This window comes from Stenotrophomonas sp. LST15-1-1.1 (genome assembly GCF_040815575.1).
In the GTDB taxonomy this organism is placed as follows: domain Bacteria; phylum Pseudomonadota; class Gammaproteobacteria; order Xanthomonadales; family Xanthomonadaceae; genus Stenotrophomonas; species Stenotrophomonas lactitubi_B.
In genome coordinates this window covers 208,842-225,612 of sequence record NZ_JBFPNJ010000001.1, presented here as the reverse complement: position 1 = coordinate 225,612, position 16,771 = coordinate 208,842, and the positions used below count along the sequence as shown (strand labels likewise).

Sequence of the window (16,771 nt, the reverse complement as noted above, 5' to 3'; positions counted from 1 at the left end):
CATTGTCTCATTTCGCCCTGGTACGGCATCGTCCCACCCCATGAACCGGTATCTCCCTACTTCACGGCCTCCGCTGCGGCCGGTGCTGCGCCGCCATCTCCTGCGACTCCAGCATGACCCCATCGTCCTGCGCCCTCTGCAGCGCGCTGATCTGTTCGCTTGGCGCCGGCATCACCACCAGGTCGAACGCAGCGTCGTCTTCCCCGACGGCTTCGACGCTGAAGCGCGGTTCCTGGCCGGCGTGCAGCGCTCGCAGCTTCAGTACGACAATGATCGCCTGCTGCTGGGCACCTTCGATGCCGATGGCAAACTGCTGGATCAGTTGAATGTCCGATTGGACTGCGCGCACGCCCGCAGCGCGGAACTGCACTGGCTGCACACGGTGGGCTGCGCGCAGCAGCGTCAGCTGCAGGCAACCCTGAGGGCGCTTTGCCCCTTCCTGTTCGAGCAGGTCGGGCTGCGTCGGGTGTATTCCATGCTGGCACCGGATGCGAGCGCCCAGATCGTGGATACGTTGCACTCGATCGGGTTCAAGCAGGAAGGCGTGCTGCGCGACCATCATCTGGACGAAGCCGGCTGGCAGGATCGCCAGCTGTACGCACTGACTGCGCCAGCCTGGTTGCAGCGGCAGTCAGCGGAAAACTAGCGCACCCGCTCCAGCGAAGCATCCGCACCGGTCAACACGCTGCAGGCGTGGTCCTGCAGCTCCTCGGCGCTGGCATCATTACCGCTGCCTGGATCCAGCTGCGTTGCCAGCAGGATGAAGCCGGGGGCGCCGTGCACGTCCTCGTGCCCCGCCACCAGCAGGCTCCATTGGCCGACCTTGTCCACTCCGCTCAGGTCATAGGCCAGCAGGTTGAGCGGATTGGCGGTCAGTGCTTCGCCCGGCAGCAGCCGCGCCTGGTACCGATGGCCGCGCAGCGGCACAGGCAGCGGTGCCCACTGCGTGCCGAGGCTTGTGCGGTTGTCTTCCAGCGCACGCAGCACATCGCTGCGCAGGCAGTCGACGTGGATGTGCAGCTGATGCTGCGAACGGCCATGCGGTGAATTCAACGCCAGGCTGGCGACGCTGCGCGGCAGCGGCTGGCCCAGCGCCTGTTCGGTGCGTGTGCGGGCCTGCCAGGCGGCAGCGAAGTAATTGGGTGCGCCACGCCGGTACAACGCGGGGCTTTCGATTCCACTGACCTTGTCCAGCGGCATCAGCAGGAACTGATAGTGGCCGTGCGCGTCCTTGACCAGCACATCGCGGTGGTCGACAGCCGGGCGCACCTGCAGGCAATCGCCGCGTGGCGACTGTGCGCCCTGGCAATCACGCTCGATCAGGCGCCACAGCGCATCCGAATGCGCCGGCGGCGGCGCGGGGGGCACGCTGGTACAACCGGCCAGCAACATCAGGGGCAGCAGCAGAAATCGCACGGCAACAACTCACGGGATCAAGCGCGACATTCAGCGCCGCGCGCCATTCTAGCCAGTAGGATGTGGCAATCAGTAGGTGCCGAACGGCACTTCAACCACAACCGGGGCGCCCGCAGGCAGCAGCTGCAGGGTGTAGCGGTCCAGTGCGCCATCATCATCGGCCAGCGGCTGGCGGTGGAACTGCAGGCGATAATGGGCCTCACCCAGGCGTACCTCGCTGCCGTCGGCGGCCAGCGCAGCGGCGTCGGGCAGCAGCAGCCCGCCCAGATCGCTGTAGGCACCAGCAACATCGGCGAAACCATAGTCGGCCAGTTCATCCACCCGCTGCATCGCATAGACATGCGGCAGATACGGGCGCGCCGGGCTGCGGCCATTGCTGAGATCGGTCACCCCAGCCTGCGGCAGGTGGTACTGCTCGCGCAGCGCGGCAACACCCAGCGACTCGCTGGCCACCTGCAGGCAGCACACCGTGCGCTTGCCTTCACGGTCGAGGATGGCGAAGCGATCACCACGGGTTGCGGCCTGCGGCAGCATCGCGAAGGCCAGGTTGCGCTGCGCCGGCTGATAACCGGCTTCGCTCTGCAGGTTGCGCCAGCCACCAAACGCCGGCGTTTCGGCAGCGGGCGCTGCGACCGGTTCGGCGGCCACGGCTGCCTCTGCCATGCAAAGCAGCGACAGCAACGCCATCGCCTTCACTGCGTTCTGCCTGCCTCGCAAACTGCCTGCCGTCATACCCGATCCAACACCTGCACCGGACTGGCCCGGTCTGCCCGCCGGCGCGCTGCCGGCAACGCCGGCCACTATGCAGTGCGGCGGCCGCGCGGGCAATGACCCGAACGCTGCCGGGTTTCGCGCGGTCAGTGCTATCGTGCCGCCAATCCCCTGCGCAGGAGCGCCCGCATGACCATCCGCCTGACTCTGTTGCTGCCCGCCTCGGCCTTGTTGCTGTCGGCCTGTGTCAGCACTCCCGGCCCGGAGGTCAAGGGCAGTGGCCGCTGCGATGCCAGCCAGCTGGGCTGGGCCATCGGCCAGCCGGCCAACGAGCCGAACATCCGCCGCCTGTCCAGTGAAAGCGGCGCCGGCATGGTCAATCCCATCGGCCCGGCCACCATCACCACCAAGGACATCCGCCAGGACCGCCTGCGCGTGTTCGTGGACAAGGACAACATCATCACCGCCACCCGCTGCGAGTAAACGCGCCAGCGTCGTCGCACAGAGCCGGGCCCCTGCCCGGCTCCATCGCTCAGGGCTCGGTGTAGCCCGAGCACTCCGGCAGTGGCTGGTCCGGCTGGTAAGCCCCTGAGGTGAAGCGGAAGACGCGCGTGTAGCTGCACTCCGCATCCTGTTCGGTACGCAGGTCCTTCTTCTTCAATCGTCCTTTGGCCAGCGAGTCCCGCTGCGGCGATACCCCGGCCGGATAGTCGCTGGCCTCGGTGCGGTAGCGCAGCACGGGCATGTCCTGCCCTTCGGTTGCCAGCACAAGTTCCGCATCGAAACTGTACTCGTCGTGGCAAGCACCGGCGCGCTGATTGAAATCGCGCTCGCTGAAACAGGCCCGGATCATCTTGTTGGCCGACCACGCAACGGACAGCACGTCGGCGTCCACCTGGACGCCATCATCGAGATGACGGATGCGCGCCAGTTGCAGGGTCGATGCGCTGGCACCGCCGCCGGAATACATCGCGCGGGCCTCCAGCAGACCGCCGACCAGCACGTTCTGCAGTGCCGCCTGTTGCGGATCGGCCACGGCCTGACCTGCCCCCGCGCCGGGGGCCAGGCGCACGATGAAAGGCCAGACCCGCAGGTCGCCATCGTCAACCACCTCGATGGGGACGTGGCGCATCCGCGGTTCGGCTTCATCACCCGCACGCTCGGCGACTTCCAGCGCTGCCGGCTGGTATTCGCCCGTTGCAGGCAACGCCCGCACGCACCACTGGCCATCGGCAGTGCAGTAGCGCTCGGGGTCGTCCGCTCCCTGCTCGCCCTGCAGCAACAGCGCTTCCAGCCGGTTGCCCGCGGCATCCTGTTGAACGGGTGCGACGGCCTGCGCAAGCAGTGGAGCGGACAGCAGCAGTGTGCTCAGCACGGTGCGAATAATTGTTCTCTGCATCGCAATTCCTGCGCATCGGTGCGTGCCTACGGAACACGGATGGTAACGCAGAGAAGAACGGTCTCCCCGCATCAGTTTCCGATCACGTCGCAGGCGATGCAGTGAGCCACCAAGCGAACGGCATCCGGGGCTATCCGCTGATGCTACGCAGAATCGCAGGGGGAGCAAAATCATCATCGGCGTCTGATTGCAGGCCGCCGTCATTCCAACGCGACTGTTGGATCCACTCCAAGGCCTTCGCCACAAAATCATCAAAAGTACGTGCGAGAAGATATTTCGTATCTTCGTCACCCCCAAACGCAATCATCTGACCTTCAGACCCACCCGCATCGGGATCGAAGTCCAAGCCCATGTGATTTCCACCGCCGTCATGCGTGAGCGGTATCCAGCGCGCATTCGTGTACATGGGCTTCACCACTCCCGGAGGACTAGCCTCCATGAACTCAGCGCAGTCTTCATTCATCCCGTCAGCCTCGATCTCGCGCCATCCCTGCCACTGCCGCAGGATCTCCGCTATCGAGAGCATCTGATTTCCGAAAAGAAGACCGAACCCATCCTGTCCGTCGTGAATCGCCAGCATCTGCTTCAGCAGATCTGGCAGAACAACTCCCAACTGGGCCTCCAGTTCAATCAACTCACTTTCGGAAGCTCCTGGCCGTAGCCGCATCTCATCCAGACAGTTCTTCTCGAAAAGCGACGCTTTGATGGAAACCCATATTTCATCTGCGCTCTGCATCGATCCTGTATCCGTCTAAGGCGAGGGCTCAGGCTAGTGCCAAGGCGACGAGTCTGGAATACAAAGAATCCGAATTTTCGAAGCGTTTGCCATCAGTGCCCGTCGCAGTCGCGGCTACCCCACCCCCTCGCCTTCGACGTCTGGCCGATGCCGGGGTTGAAGGTATTGCTCGGGTCCAGCGTGCGGTAGAAGGCGGCCAGCGCCGGCTTGGCCGGATACAGGTGGCCGACGTTGTGCTCGGCCGGATACTCCGCACCGCGCTGGTCCAGCAATGCCCACATCGCGTGCTCGATGGCCATCGGGTCTTCACCCCTGCGCGCGATGTAGTCCTGGTGGAACACGTGGCACAGGAAGTGGCCGTAGTACAGCTTGTGCAACAGGCGGCCGTCGATGTCTGCCGGCAGCTGCTCGAACCAGTCGGCATCATCGCGGCGCAGCGCGATGTCCAGCGCGACGATGTCCTGCACCTGTTCGCGGTGCACTTCGCGGTAGCGCACCGCTGCACCGGCCACGGCAAAGCGATGCAGGAACGCCTTGCGTCCTTCGTCGGCCGTGCAGTGGAAGTAACCGCCTTCATGGCCGTTGAAGAAGCTGCGCAGCCACGCCTCGGTGGCGGCCGCATCCTGTGCGGAAACCTTCAGCAGCAGATGATGTTCATAACGCTGGCGGAACTCGCCCATGCGCTTGGGCAGGTGCGAAGGCAGCACACTGGTCAGCGCCTGCATCACCCGGTCGGTGACACCGCGCAGGCCAAGCCGTTCGAACCAGCCATCGACCCGGCTCTTCAGCGCGAATGCAGCCGGAACGCGCGCGGTACCGAGCTTGTCGATCAGCAGGAAACTGTCCTTGCCGTAACGCTCGCCGATGTCATAGGCATCACGGTGGATGTACTCGCCGGCGATGGGCAGACGCTCGAAGCCGGTCAGCAGCTGGCGGCGGATCGCGGTCAGGCTGTCGGTGCGGTTGCTGCCGATGTAGAAGACCTCGGCGGCCTCCTTCTCGAACGTATCCAGGCGCACAGCGAATACCGCCAACTTGCCTGCCGAACCGGCTGCCTCGAAATGGCGGCTGGGATCGGCATTGAAGCGAGCCGGGGTACCGGCGTCCACCTTGCGTACTTCCTCGGCGTAACGCGGATCGGAGGCGGCACGGCCATCCCCATTGCTGACGTCTGCAGCGCGGTAGTCACCGTCCTGCAGGCGCTGCAGGATCTGCTCGGGCGTGTCGCCCAGTGCGATGCCCAGATGGTTGACCAGTTGCAGTTCGCCCTGTGCGTCAACCTGTGCATACAGCGCCAGCTCGGTGTAGGCAGGGCCACGGCGCACCAGTGCGCCCCCGGAGTTGTTGCAGATACCGCCCAGCACCGAGGCCCCAATGCACGAAGAGCCGATCACCGAGTGCGGCTCGCGGCCCAGCGGTGCCAGCGTCTGCTCCAGGCGGTCCAGCGTCGCGCCGGGCAGGCACAGTACCTGCCGCCCTTCGTTCAACAGCTGGATGCCGGTCAGGCGCAAGGTGCTGACCAGCACGATCGGCCGGCCGTAGTCATCGCCATCCGGAGTGGAACCGCCGGTCAGGCCGGTATTGGCTGCCTGCAGGATGATCGCCGCGCCGCCCTGCACCGCCGCCTGCAGCACCTGCCACAGCTGCAGCAGCGTGCCGGGGCGCACCACCGCCAGTACCGGGCCGTCGCCGAAGCGATAGCCGCGACGGAAGCGGCGGGTGGCCTTGTCGCCGGTCAGTACGTGGCGGTGCCCCACCGCCGAACGCAACTGCGCCAGCACCGTATTGCGATCACTCATGGCAGGCGCACCAGCGAATCACGGCCGATATCGGCGATGCGGTGCGCACCGGTCAGTGTCATCGCCACGCGCATCTCCTTGGCGATCAGGTCCAGCAGGTTGGCCACGCCGGCCTCGCCCTGCGCGGCAAGCGCGTAGACGAAGGCGCGACCCAGCAGCACGGTATCGGCGCCCAGCGCCAGCATGCGCACGACGTCCAGCCCGGTGCGGATGCCGGAATCGGCAAGGATCTTCAGGTCGCCCTGCACGGCGTCGGCGATGGCGGGCAAGGCGCGTGCGGTGGACAGCACACCATCCAGCTGGCGACCGCCATGGTTGGAGACCACGATGCCATCGGCGCCGAAAGCGACCGCATCACGCGCATCGTCCGGGTCGAGGATGCCCTTGATCACCATCGGGCCCTTCCAGAATTCGCGGATCCACTCCAGGTCCTTCCACGAAATGGACGGATCGAAGTTGCTGCCCAGCCAGCCGATGTAGTCCTCCAGGCCCGTTGGGTTGCCACGGTAAGTGGAGATGTTGCCGAGGTCATGCGGGCGTCCGCGCAGGCCCACGTCCCACGCCCAGCGCGGATGAGTGATCGCCTGGCCGATGCGGCGCATTGCAGCATTCGGACCACTCATGCCCGAGTGTGCGTCACGATAGCGCGCGCCCGGCACCGGCATGTCGACCGTGAACACCAGGGTGGTCACACCCGCCGCCTGCGCGCGCTCCAGCGCATTGCGCATGAAACCGCGATCGCGCAGCACGTACAGCTGGAACCACATCGGGCGCTGGATCGCCGGCGCGACTTCTTCGATCGGGCACACCGACACCGTGGACAACGTAAACGGAATGCCGCGGCTGTCGGCTGCGCGCGCCGCCTGCACTTCGCCACGGCGGGCATACATGCCGGTCAGGCCGACCGGGGCAAGCGCCACCGGCATCGCCAGCTTCTCGCCGAACAGCTCGGTTTCCAGGCTCAGATCGGACATGTTGCGCAGGATGCGCTGGCGCAACGCGATGTCGGACAGGTCGGACACGTTGCGCTTCAGCGTGTGCTCGGCATACGCGCCACCATCGATGTAGTGGAACAGGAACGGCGGCAGCCGACGCTCGGCTGCTGCACGGTAATCGGTGGAGGCGGAAATGATCATGGGGTCAACCGTGTGGGGAAGGCAGGCGCGAGGCCCGCGTACGCCGGGCTTCGTTGTCGTCGAGCGTGCGCAGCGTGGTGTGCACGAACTCAAGATGGGCATGCGCGGCGGCGCGCGCACGTTCGGGATCGCCGGCCAGCACCGCATCCATCATTTCGCGGTGCTGGTCGGACAGCGGCGAGAAGGTCCTGGCCGAGGTGTACAGCTTTTCACGGCTCTGCGAGATGTTGGTCTGCAGCAGCTCGAACAACCCCCGCATCACCTGCAGCAGCACCAGGTTGTGCGACGCCTCGGCGATGGACAGGTGGAAGGCCGCGTCGGCCTCGGCTTCGCCGGTGGGGTCGTCCTTGCCATGCGCGTCCATCATGGTCTGGAACGCCTGGGCGATGCGCGCGCGGTCCTCGTCGGTGGCGCGCAGCGCCGCGTGCCAGGCCGTGGCGCCTTCCAGCGCGTGGCGGATTTCCAGCACGTCGAAGCGGTATTCCGGGTCGCCCTGGAACAGCGGCAGGTACGGTACCAGGGGTTCATCCAGCGCCTGCCGCGCACGCGCGGCGGGCTCGCTCACATAGGTTCCACCACCCACGCGTGCGGTCAGCAGACCGTGGCTGGCCAGCTGCGCGATGGCCTCGCGCAGCGCGGTGCGCGAGACCCCCAGCTGAACCGCCAGCGTGCGCTCGGCCGGCAGCCTGTCGCCCGGCTGCAACTGCTGTTCCTGCACCAGCGCACGCAGCTGCGCGGCCACCTTGTCCGAAACCCGTTGTGTGGTCATGGCGCCATTGTGGCCCGAAGCACGCCGCTGTTGGTCGGCCTGCTCTGCATGCTCAGGGAATCATCCAGGTCAGCCAGTAGGCCTGGGCCAGGGTGATCAGGCCGACCATCGTGGTGAAGATCAGGCTGTGCTTGACGGTGAAGCGGAACAGGTCCGACTCTTTGCCAGCAAGGCCCACCGCTGCACAGGCAATGGCAATGGACTGCGGCGAGATCATCTTGCCGGTGACGCCGCCGGTGGTGTTGGCCGCCACCAGCAGCACGTCGGACACGCCAATCTGCTGCGCGGTGGTGGCCTGCAGCGCCGAGAACAGCGCATTGGACGAGGTGTCCGAACCGGTCAGGAATACGCCGAGCCAGCCCAGGAACGGCGAGAAGAACGGGAACGCCTTGCCGGTGTGCGCCAGTGCCAGCGCCAGCGTGGCCGACAGGCCCGAATAGTTGGCGATGAAGGCGAACGCCAGCACCATGCCGATCGAGAAGATCGGCATGCGCAGTTCGCGCACGGTTTCACCGAAGGTCTGCAGCGCCGAGCGCGCGGGCATGCGCAAGGCGATGATCGCGATCACCGCGGCGAGGATGATCGAGGTACCGGTGGCCGAGAACCAGTCGAACTTGTACACCGCCTCATAGCTCAGCGGCGCTTCGACGATCGGCGGCATCTTCTGCACCATCTGGTCCAGGCCCGGCACCGGAATCTTCAGCACCCAGCTTTCAAGCGGGCCACCGGCTGCGAACAACGACTTGAACGGCTTGATGCTCCACACGGTGACCATCGCGGTGAGGATCAGGAACGGCGACCACGCCTTGGCGATCTGGCCAACGCTGTGGCGCGGTGCTTCCAGTGCCTGTGCCGCCGCCTCGGCGCTGGTTTCGGTATCGAAGCGGAAGATCCGTACCGGCTTCCAGCGGCGCAGGAACAGGGTCAGGCAGACCAACGATGCCAGCGACGCGGTGATGTCCGGCAGTTCCGGGCCGATGAAGTTGGAGGTCAGGTACTGGGCAATGGCGAACGAACCACCGGCCACCAGCACCGCCGGCCAGGTTTCCTTGATGCCACGCCAGCCATCCATGATCGCCATGATCCAGAACAGCACGATGATGGTCAGGAACGGCAGCTGGCGGCCGGCCATCTGGCCGATCTCGAAGGCATCCAGGCCGGTCACCTGCCCTGCCACGATGATCGGAATGCCCATTGCGCCGAACGCCACCGGCGCGGTGTTGACGATCAGGCACAGGCCGGCCGCATACAGCGGTTTGAAGCCCAGCCCGACCAGCAGCGCGGCGGTGATCGCCACCGGCGCACCGAACCCGGCCGCGCCTTCCAGGAAGGCACCGAAGGCGAAGCCGACCATCAGCATCTGTAGCCGCTGGTCTTCGGTGACCGACAGGATCGAGGCACGGATGATGTCGAACTGGCCGGTCTTGACCGAGACCTTGTACAGGAACACCGCGCCGATGATGATCCAGGCGATCGGCCACAGGCCATAGACGAAGCCGAAGCCCGCCGCGCCCAGCGCCTGCGCCACCGGCATGCGATAGAACAGCAGTGCCACGCCAAGCGCGATGGCCACGGTGATGGTGCCGGCGATCCAGCCCTTCATGCGCAGCACGGCCAGGGCAATGAAGAAGAAGGCGATCGGCAGCAGCGCGATCAGGCTCGACAACCACAGGTTGCCAGCGGGGTCGTACACGTGTTGCCAGGGCTGCATGAGGGCTCTCGACAGGAACAGGAGGTTCCCCACTGGGTGGGGGCGTCGCGTCCGCCATAATTGGTCATACCGATTTGACCGATGATCGGACCACAGGCGCGAATTGAACCGCCAATCCTGCGAAGAACCTATTAGACCATAGGGCTATACGAAATTATTGGTCGTACCAGTTTCCGCCCTACAGCTTCTTTTCCACCCGCCGGATCAGCGCGAGCACCAGCACGCACAGCACGCTGACGCCGAACGCGATCAGGTACTTGCCGATGCCCACGGCAATGCCGATGGCCGCCGCCATGATCAAAGAGCTGGCCGTGGTGAGCCCGCTGACCTGGTCCTCGCGATTGCCACGCAGGATGGTGCCGGCGGCGACGAAACCGACGCAGGCCACCACCGCTTCGATCAAGCGAACTGGGTCGACCTGCAGCAGATCGCGGTAGCGCTCCTGCTGGAAGTGTTCGGCCACCGAGTCACCGAGGCCGACGATCAGCGCAGCGGCACCGGCAATCAGCATGTGCGTGCGCAGGCCGGCAGCGTGCTTGCCCATCTCGCGCTCGACGCCCAGCACGCCGCCAAAGACCATGGCGGCGGCCACGCGCAGCAGAATGGACATGTCCTGGGTGAGTTCCATAGGGAGGCTCCGGTAGTTTCCCGGAGCGTTGCGCGGTGGCCGTGGGACGGCGGTGAAGGCGATGGCACGCCCTCTTCACCGCGCGGATTCATCCACGCATGGCATGGATCTGGTGATCACCGCCATGCCTACCCCTGTTGCACCCGGTTACTGCGCCAGATAGCCACCATCGATGGCGTAGTACGCGCCCGTCGCGAACGAGGCATCGTCGCTGGCCAGCCAGGCCACCAGCGCGGCCACTTCCTGCGGTGTCCCCAGTCGCTTCAGCGCATGCCGCCCTTCCAGCGTTGCACGCACCTTGGCGTCCATCTTTTCAAGCAATGGCGTGTTGATGAAGCCCGGGCCCACCGCATTGATGCGGATGCCATCGGCGGCGTGCTCCCATGCAGCCGTCTGGGTCAGGCCGACCACGCCGTGCTTGGCCGCCGCGTAGGCGGTCGAGCCGGCATAACCCACCTGGCCAAGGATGGACGCCATGTTGATGATGCTGCCGCCGCTGCCCGCCGCACGCATCGCCTGGATCTGCGCCCGCTGGCAAAGGAACACGCTGGTCAGGTTCACATCGACCACGCGTTTCCAGCCATCGATCGGATAGTCGCCGCTGCTTGCCGCAGGCCCGCCGATGCCCGCATTGTTCACCGCGATGTGCACGCCGCCCAGTTCCGTCACCGTGCGCTGTACCGCAGCTGCCACCGCCGCCTCGTCGGTGACATCCAGCGCGATGCCGACGGCCTCAGCACCCTGGCTGCGCAGCGCGGCTACTGTTGCATCCACCGCTTCCTGCTTCAGGTCCCATACCGAAATACGCGCACCCGATGCAGCGAGCGTTTCCGCTACCGCCAGGCCGATACCGGAAACACCACCGGTCACGATCGCGGTTTTTCCGTTGAGCTGGTAATCAATCATCTGTGGTCTCCATGTGGGGGAATCGATGCGGACAGAAACGTCCGACCTCATAGACACTACGCCTTTCTTCGTGACGAAAGCGCTGCATGGGGGATACTTGCGTGCATGCCCGGCCAAGAACCTCCCACGCGTACAGCCTGCGTTCCGCTTACTGCCGATGCCGAACGGCGCCTGGACACCGATTCCTGCCTGCCTGGCGACCTGTATGAGGTGATGCTCAGCGATTCCACGGTCGATCTTCTGTTCGACAGCGGTTTCCTCACCACCCTCAATACCCGGTTCGGCCTGCTCTTTGACCGCTACGAAGACGAATCGATCACCCGCGCCGAGCAGTTGCAGTACGCACGCGCATTGCTGCGCGGCCTTCAACTTGGCCGTAAATGCCAATCGATTGACCCGCTGGATATCGCATTCGGGCTGGCATTGGAGAAAATGACGGGAATCTATTTCTACCTCTGAAAGCGCAGGACCGATCCGCGCTGCAGGTGCACGATGGAACGTGCGGGCACATCGTCGCCGGCACCCGTCTTTTATTGTTGAGCGCCGAGCGATGTCCCGATATTTCACGTTTGCCGATTTCCGCCGCTTTGGCCAGCGCCATGGCTATGACTACCGCGCCGATCCCCGCTACCTGCGCGAAGAACAGTGGGCCGGCCACGGTGACCTGCACGAGCAGACCCTGCGCGGCGGCATGAGCCTGATCGCCTCGGACGTGCACAATCGTTTCGCCTACACCGCCACCGCGCATGAGCGCCCTGGCCTGGTCATCCGGCTGATGTTGCAGGGGCAGGTCGATGTGCAGGTCCCGCAGCGCAGTGGCTTCACCCTGCGCGCCGGCACGGCGGTCAGCACCAGTCACCGCGACCATATGGCGACGGTGGGTACGCATCCCGGCAACACCCGCCTGCGTGGCATCAGTCTGTTGGTGCCAGCCGATATGGATCCGGACGTGTTCCAGCAACCGCAATTGCAACAGGCGTTGCGCGCGCCACTGGAATGCCGCCACTGGGCCATCCCGCACACGATGCTGCCGACTCTCGCGCAGTTGTTCGAGAGCCCTTGGCAGGACGACCTTGATGCACTCTGGCGCGAGGGCGTGGCGCTGCAGGTGCTGACGGTGGGCCTGCAGGCCGATGATATGCACGTTGAAGGCGCACGCATGCTGCGTAGCGGCCAGCGCAACCGGCTCGAGCGCGTGCGGGCCTTCCTGCACGATGACCCCAGCCATGCGCACAGCCTGGTCGAGCTTGCCCAGTTGGCCTGCATGAGCCCCAGCGCGCTGCGCCGGCACTTCGTCCAGGAATATGGCTGCTCGGTGTTCGACTATCTGCACGAGCAGCGCATGCGTCACGCCGAGCAGGGCCTTCGTGAATCCGGCTGGAGCGTGGAGCGGGCCGCTGCAGAAACCGGCTATCGACATCCCAGCAACTTCGCCGCGGCATTCCGCAAGCGCTTCGGGCTGGTGCCCAGCCGCTGGCGCACCGGGCCGTCGAAGGTGGGGTGAAGCTCTGTGCGTTCCTGTCCGCGCTGGACCCTGCAGGGCCCAGCGCAGCATAAACGCTAGTGGATGCCGCTATCCTCCGCCGCCTGCATTACTACCGCAGGTACCTGGCAGGGCCGCTTTGGATCGCTGTCCACGCGCCAGCCTCGGCCCAGCAGGACACCTGAGTCGCCCTCGCCCCCACGCTGTTCCTTGCTGCAGTGAATGGCACTGGCCAGTACCTGGCCGTCAGCTCCAAGCCACTGGCGCACTCCATAGTTCGTGTCGTCCACGGCAATATCCAGCGACAGGGCGAGGATCCCAGGCACGCGATCGCCGCCTTCGCGCACAGGCACCCTGCCCATTGCACCGGATTCGAACCGGCGGCGCACCAGCGCGCGCTGGTTGCCATCGAACAGGGTGATCTCGCTTTTCCAGTCGCCATCGCGTCCGACGTGCTGGCGTGTCCAGACCCGCTCGGCCGACATCGGCAGGATCTGAGCATGGATCGGCGGCAACACCTCGCGACCATCGGCCAGCATCATCCCGTAGCTGCCGTCACGCAGGAAGATCAGATGCGCGGCCGTCAGCTCTTCGACCGAGCCGAAGGATGTCGCCACGACCTTCCCCTGCTGCATGTTGTAGAGGTGCGCGTTGCCTTCGTCATCGCCCAGCACCAGCAGGGGTGGAGCGATGTAGTCTTCCTGCAGGTGCAGGCCTGCTGGCATCAGGTGCGGCCGCAGATCGCCGCCGATCCACAGGCGCGGTGATCGTTCCCCCGCCAGCGTGCCAAGTACACCAGCATCGGTCGCGCGGTAGTCGACCACGTCTGCCTGCTCGAACAACACCCTGCCATCACAATCGAGGATCGCCGCGCCGACGCCAGCATAGGCATTGCGCAGCCGCCATGGAAACTGCGGATGGTCGTTGGAACCCAATGAGCGCGCCTGCGCGACCACCGTTCCCTGTGCGTCGATGATCGAATCGACCTCGCCTTCGGCGCGCAGCAGCCAGCGTCCCGGGCAATAGTCCATCATCGAGCCGGTGGCGCTCGCAGGCAGGGCGACGAAGCGGCCATCCTGCAGCAACCAACCACGCTCCGGCGCGTCGCTCTCAAGGCCGTTGGCATGGCGATTCATCTCCAGTGGTCTGTCTGCAGCACGATCGAACCTGACGCTGCTGCGATAACGTGGCCATCGCGCCACGCCCTGGTACAGCGCCCGGTCAACGCGCGTGCCCGCCGCATCGACACGCGCCCAGGTGTCCAGCTGTCGCAGCCACCAGCCGTCGTCGTCTGCTGGACGCGCCTCGTCGAAGATGGCGCTCAACAGCACCGCGCCCTTCTCATCCTGCACGCGGCATGGGGCCATTTCATAGTCGCCGCAGATCACGTACACCTTCCGATCTGCGAAGGATCCGCCCACCCATATCTCCTGCGCATCGATGTGCAGGACTTCGCGGCCGTCGAGGCTGAAGATGCGTGCCCCGCCATCGCGCCCCTGCCAGGCCATCCGATCCGACGCGATCACCATCCAATCACCAGCCTCGCGCATCGGTGGGAAATGCACCTTTCCCTGCACATCGGCCAACCCGGTTCCCAGGTAGTGCCCCTGCGCATCGCGCAGCTCAACCTTCCAGAGCACATCGCTGCCCTCAAGACGGTCGCCGTAGCGGATGCCTCCCGTGGACGCGTGCAGCAGCCGGCCTTCATCATCGAACCACTGCGAGCGCTGCGCTTTGCCGTTGCCTGTCTGCCGGTACCAGTCGCTGCGGTACCAGCGATCCGGTCCCAGCGGAATGATGTTCGAGCCATCAGGTGCCACCCGCAAGCGACCATCCGCACCCAGCAGTGGATCGCCTTCAAATCCGCTCGGCTGCGGCGCGAAGGCACCAGGACCGGCCATCGCCACACCGCAGGCCGACAGCGCGCAGCAGAGAAACATCCTTTTCATCGTTCACACCATCCAGAGCAGCGCTGCACGCTATGCGATGCTGGTGAACGATGCAATCGAAGCATTGCCGTTGCGCGGGCGGATGCCGACCTTGCGTCGGCATCCATCCCGGCAGAGTCAGCTCAATACACCGGCAGCTCGATGTAACTGGCCTGCGCGGCGCTGTGCCATACCCGCTGCGTGGCCTTCTGGTAGTCACCCGGCTTGGCCAGGTAGATGTTCGGCACATAGGTCTGCGGGTTGCGGTCGTACAGCGGGAACAGGCTGGACTGCACCTGCACCATCACCCGGTGGCCCTTCTGGAAGGTGTGGTTGGCATTGGGCAGGTCGAAGCGGTACGGCAGCACCTGGTTGGCCGCCAGCGCCTTGGGATCGCTGAAGCTCTCGCGGTAACGGCCACGGAAGATCGCCAGTGACACCGGCAGCTCATAGCCGCCCATCTCCGGCGTCGACGCCTCCTGGTCCGGATACACGTCGATCAGCTTCACCACCCAGTCGCTATCGGTGCCACTGGTGGACGCCTGCAGGTTCACCACCGGCGTGCCACCGATGCGCAGCGGCGCGGTCAACGGTTCGGTGATGAAGGTCAGCACGTCAGGCCGGCCATCGACAAAGCGCTGGTCCTTGACCAGCCAGGTGGTCCACATGTCGCGGTCGCCGAAGCGCACCGGCCGCGGCACGAACGGCACCGGCTTGGACGGGTCGGACACGTATTCCTCGAAGTCGCCCTCGCCCGCCGCCGGCGCCTGGAACGCCAGCTTGCCACCGGCACGCAGGTACAGCGGCTTGCTGCTTGCCGCGCACGCCTTCTCGCAGCTCCGCGGCCAGCCCTGCAGGCGGTCCCAGTGGTTTTCACCGGTGTTGTAGACCAGCACCGGTGGCGTATCGGCCTTCCGCGCGCCGTCCACAAGGTACTGGTCGAAGAACGGCTTGAGCACGTCGCGGCGGAACTGCAGCGCGGTATCGCCGTCGAACTTCAGCGCTCCAAGCTGGCTGCCGTCATAGTTCACCTGGCTGTGCCGCCACGGCCCCATCACCAGGTAGTTGTGTGTGTTGCCGGTATCGCGTCCTTCCATCGCCTGATAGGCATGGTTGGCGCCCCACATGTCCTCCTGGTCCCACAGGCCCTGCAGCCACATGGTCGGCACCTTCAACGGCGTCTTCGCCATCACCGCATCCAGCGCCTGGCCTTGCCAGAACGCATCGTATGCCGGGTGCTGCACCAGCTTCTTCCACCAGGTCAGCTGGTCCACGCCGGTGAAGCGTGCGTAGTCGCCGGCCGAGCCGATGCGCAGGAAGGTGCTGTAATCGTCGTAGCCCAGCGACGGCAGTGGCGTGCCCTTGCCGCGCTTCTCGGTCTGCATGGCGAAGTAGTTGAAATTGACCTGGCGGAAGGCGCCGTAGTTGAGCCAGTCGTCGCCCATCCAGCCATCGACCATCGGACTCTGTGGCGCTGCCACCTTCAGTGCCGGGTGCGGATCGGTCAGTGCCATCACCACGGTGAAGCCTTCATACGATGAACCGAGCATGCCGACCTTGCCGTTGGTTTCCGGCACATGCTTGACCAGCCAATCGATGGTGTCCCACGCATCGGTGGAATGATCGACCTTGGTACCGTTCAACGGCCCGCGCAGCGGCCGCGTCATCACATAGTCGCCTTCGGAGCCGTACTTGCCACGGATATCCTGGAACACGCGGATATAGCCGCCATCGACGAACACTTCATCGCCCTGCGGCAGCAGATCGCGCATGCGCGGAGAATCACTGCGGCTGGCGCGGCCGGCGGCGTCGTACGGTGTGCGGGTCAGCAGGATCGGCGCGTTGTGGGCGCCCTTGGGCACCACGATCACCGTATACAGCTTGGTGCCATCGCGCATCGGCACCATCACCACGCGCTTGTCGTAGTCGCGGCCCACATCGGGAGCGACGAAGGGTTTTCCGCTGATGTCCGGGGTCATCGGCGGCGTGTCGGCGGCCAGCACGGCGCTGGACAGGCTCAGGGCTACGGCAACAGCAACGGCACGCACACGCATGGACATCACCTCCCGGCAGGAAAGGCCCCAGCCTACTCCCGTAGCACCCGCCAAAGCGCGTGCCTGCTTTGCATTCTGCGGTGTTTACAGGCAGG

At 65.3% G+C, this 16,771-nt stretch carries 16 protein-coding genes; 4 read left to right on the top strand and 12 right to left on the bottom strand.

Features of this window, described 5'->3' with window-relative positions:
* Window positions 1-40: 40 nt before the first annotated feature.
* On the top strand, window positions 41-646 hold the full coding sequence (locus tag MRBLST15_RS01115) for a GNAT family N-acetyltransferase (RefSeq protein WP_367784746.1): 606 nt from the start codon (window positions 41-43) through the stop codon (window positions 644-646).
* Here the strand turns inward: MRBLST15_RS01115 and MRBLST15_RS01110 are convergent.
* Both MRBLST15_RS01110 and MRBLST15_RS01105 read right to left on the bottom strand, forming a co-directional pair.
* Window positions 643-1,392 (bottom strand): CDP-diacylglycerol diphosphatase, encoded by a 750-nt coding sequence (locus MRBLST15_RS01110; protein WP_367785518.1) that lies wholly within the window; start codon window positions 1,390-1,392, stop codon window positions 643-645. The genes MRBLST15_RS01115 and MRBLST15_RS01110 overlap by 4 nt on opposite strands.
* 93 nt (window positions 1,393-1,485) lie before the next feature.
* A complete protein-coding gene (locus tag MRBLST15_RS01105) occupies window positions 1,486-2,148 on the bottom strand; it encodes a decarboxylase (protein ID WP_265953102.1) in 663 nt (220 codons plus the stop codon).
* Between the two features lie 168 nt (window positions 2,149-2,316).
* Between MRBLST15_RS01105 and MRBLST15_RS01100 the strand changes: the two genes are divergently transcribed.
* A complete protein-coding gene (locus tag MRBLST15_RS01100) occupies window positions 2,317-2,610 on the top strand; it encodes a hypothetical protein (protein WP_025878511.1) in 294 nt (97 codons plus the stop codon).
* Window positions 2,611-2,659: 49 nt separating this feature from the next.
* Here MRBLST15_RS01100 and MRBLST15_RS01095 read toward each other — a convergent pair whose 3' ends face one another.
* The 8 genes from MRBLST15_RS01095 to MRBLST15_RS01060 all read right to left on the bottom strand — a co-directional run bounded on the left by MRBLST15_RS01095 (window position 2,660) and on the right by MRBLST15_RS01060 (window position 11,211).
* Entirely contained in the window at window positions 2,660-3,526 is an 867-nt protein-coding gene (locus tag MRBLST15_RS01095; RefSeq protein ID WP_367784743.1) for a hypothetical protein, read from the bottom strand.
* 130 nt (window positions 3,527-3,656) lie between these two features.
* Window positions 3,657-4,262, bottom strand: a complete 606-nt coding sequence (locus tag MRBLST15_RS01090; RefSeq protein ID WP_367784741.1) for an SMI1/KNR4 family protein — start codon at window positions 4,260-4,262, stop codon at window positions 3,657-3,659.
* Window positions 4,263-4,354: 92 nt separating this feature from the next.
* Window positions 4,355-6,061 carry a D-lactate dehydrogenase gene (gene dld / locus MRBLST15_RS01085; RefSeq protein WP_367784739.1) on the bottom strand — a complete coding sequence of 569 codons (1,707 nt, stop codon included), beginning with the start codon at window positions 6,059-6,061 and terminating at the stop codon, window positions 4,355-4,357.
* Window positions 6,058-7,197, bottom strand: coding sequence for an FMN-dependent L-lactate dehydrogenase LldD (gene lldD, locus MRBLST15_RS01080; RefSeq protein ID WP_100552785.1), 1,140 nt, complete (start codon window positions 7,195-7,197; stop codon window positions 6,058-6,060). Before lldD ends, dld begins: the two co-directional genes overlap by 4 nt.
* A gap of 4 nt (window positions 7,198-7,201) precedes the next feature.
* Window positions 7,202-7,966 carry a transcriptional regulator LldR gene (lldR, locus tag MRBLST15_RS01075; protein ID WP_367784736.1) on the bottom strand — a complete coding sequence of 255 codons (765 nt, stop codon included), beginning with the start codon at window positions 7,964-7,966 and terminating at the stop codon, window positions 7,202-7,204.
* A 52-nt stretch (window positions 7,967-8,018) separates the two neighbouring features.
* On the bottom strand, window positions 8,019-9,677 hold the full coding sequence (gene lldP / locus MRBLST15_RS01070) for an L-lactate permease (RefSeq protein WP_265953106.1): 1,659 nt from the start codon (window positions 9,675-9,677) through the stop codon (window positions 8,019-8,021).
* 178 nt (window positions 9,678-9,855) lie between these two features.
* Complete coding sequence (locus tag MRBLST15_RS01065) at window positions 9,856-10,305, bottom strand: MgtC/SapB family protein (protein WP_367784734.1); 450 nt, start codon at window positions 10,303-10,305, stop codon at window positions 9,856-9,858.
* 147 nt (window positions 10,306-10,452) lie between these two features.
* The gene (locus MRBLST15_RS01060; protein ID WP_367784732.1) at window positions 10,453-11,211 is read right to left on the bottom strand and encodes an SDR family NAD(P)-dependent oxidoreductase; all 759 of its coding nucleotides are present in this window, start codon (window positions 11,209-11,211) and stop codon (window positions 10,453-10,455) included.
* Window positions 11,212-11,316: 105 nt separating this feature from the next.
* Between MRBLST15_RS01060 and MRBLST15_RS01055 the strand changes: the two genes are divergently transcribed.
* Window positions 11,317-11,670, top strand: a complete 354-nt coding sequence (locus MRBLST15_RS01055) for a hypothetical protein (RefSeq protein WP_367784730.1) — start codon at window positions 11,317-11,319, stop codon at window positions 11,668-11,670.
* 91 nt (window positions 11,671-11,761) lie between these two features.
* Window positions 11,762-12,715 carry a helix-turn-helix transcriptional regulator gene (locus MRBLST15_RS01050; protein ID WP_367784728.1) on the top strand — a complete coding sequence of 318 codons (954 nt, stop codon included), beginning with the start codon at window positions 11,762-11,764 and terminating at the stop codon, window positions 12,713-12,715.
* A 56-nt stretch (window positions 12,716-12,771) separates the two neighbouring features.
* Here the strand turns inward: MRBLST15_RS01050 and MRBLST15_RS01045 are convergent, their stop codons facing one another.
* Both MRBLST15_RS01045 and MRBLST15_RS01040 read right to left on the bottom strand, forming a co-directional pair.
* Window positions 12,772-14,643, bottom strand: coding sequence for a hypothetical protein (locus MRBLST15_RS01045; protein ID WP_367784726.1), 1,872 nt, complete (start codon window positions 14,641-14,643; stop codon window positions 12,772-12,774).
* A 122-nt stretch (window positions 14,644-14,765) separates the two neighbouring features.
* Window positions 14,766-16,676: a CocE/NonD family hydrolase gene (locus tag MRBLST15_RS01040; RefSeq protein WP_367784724.1), complete on the bottom strand. Its 1,911-nt coding sequence runs from the start codon at window positions 16,674-16,676 to the stop codon at window positions 14,766-14,768.
* Window positions 16,677-16,771: the final 95 nt, after the last annotated feature.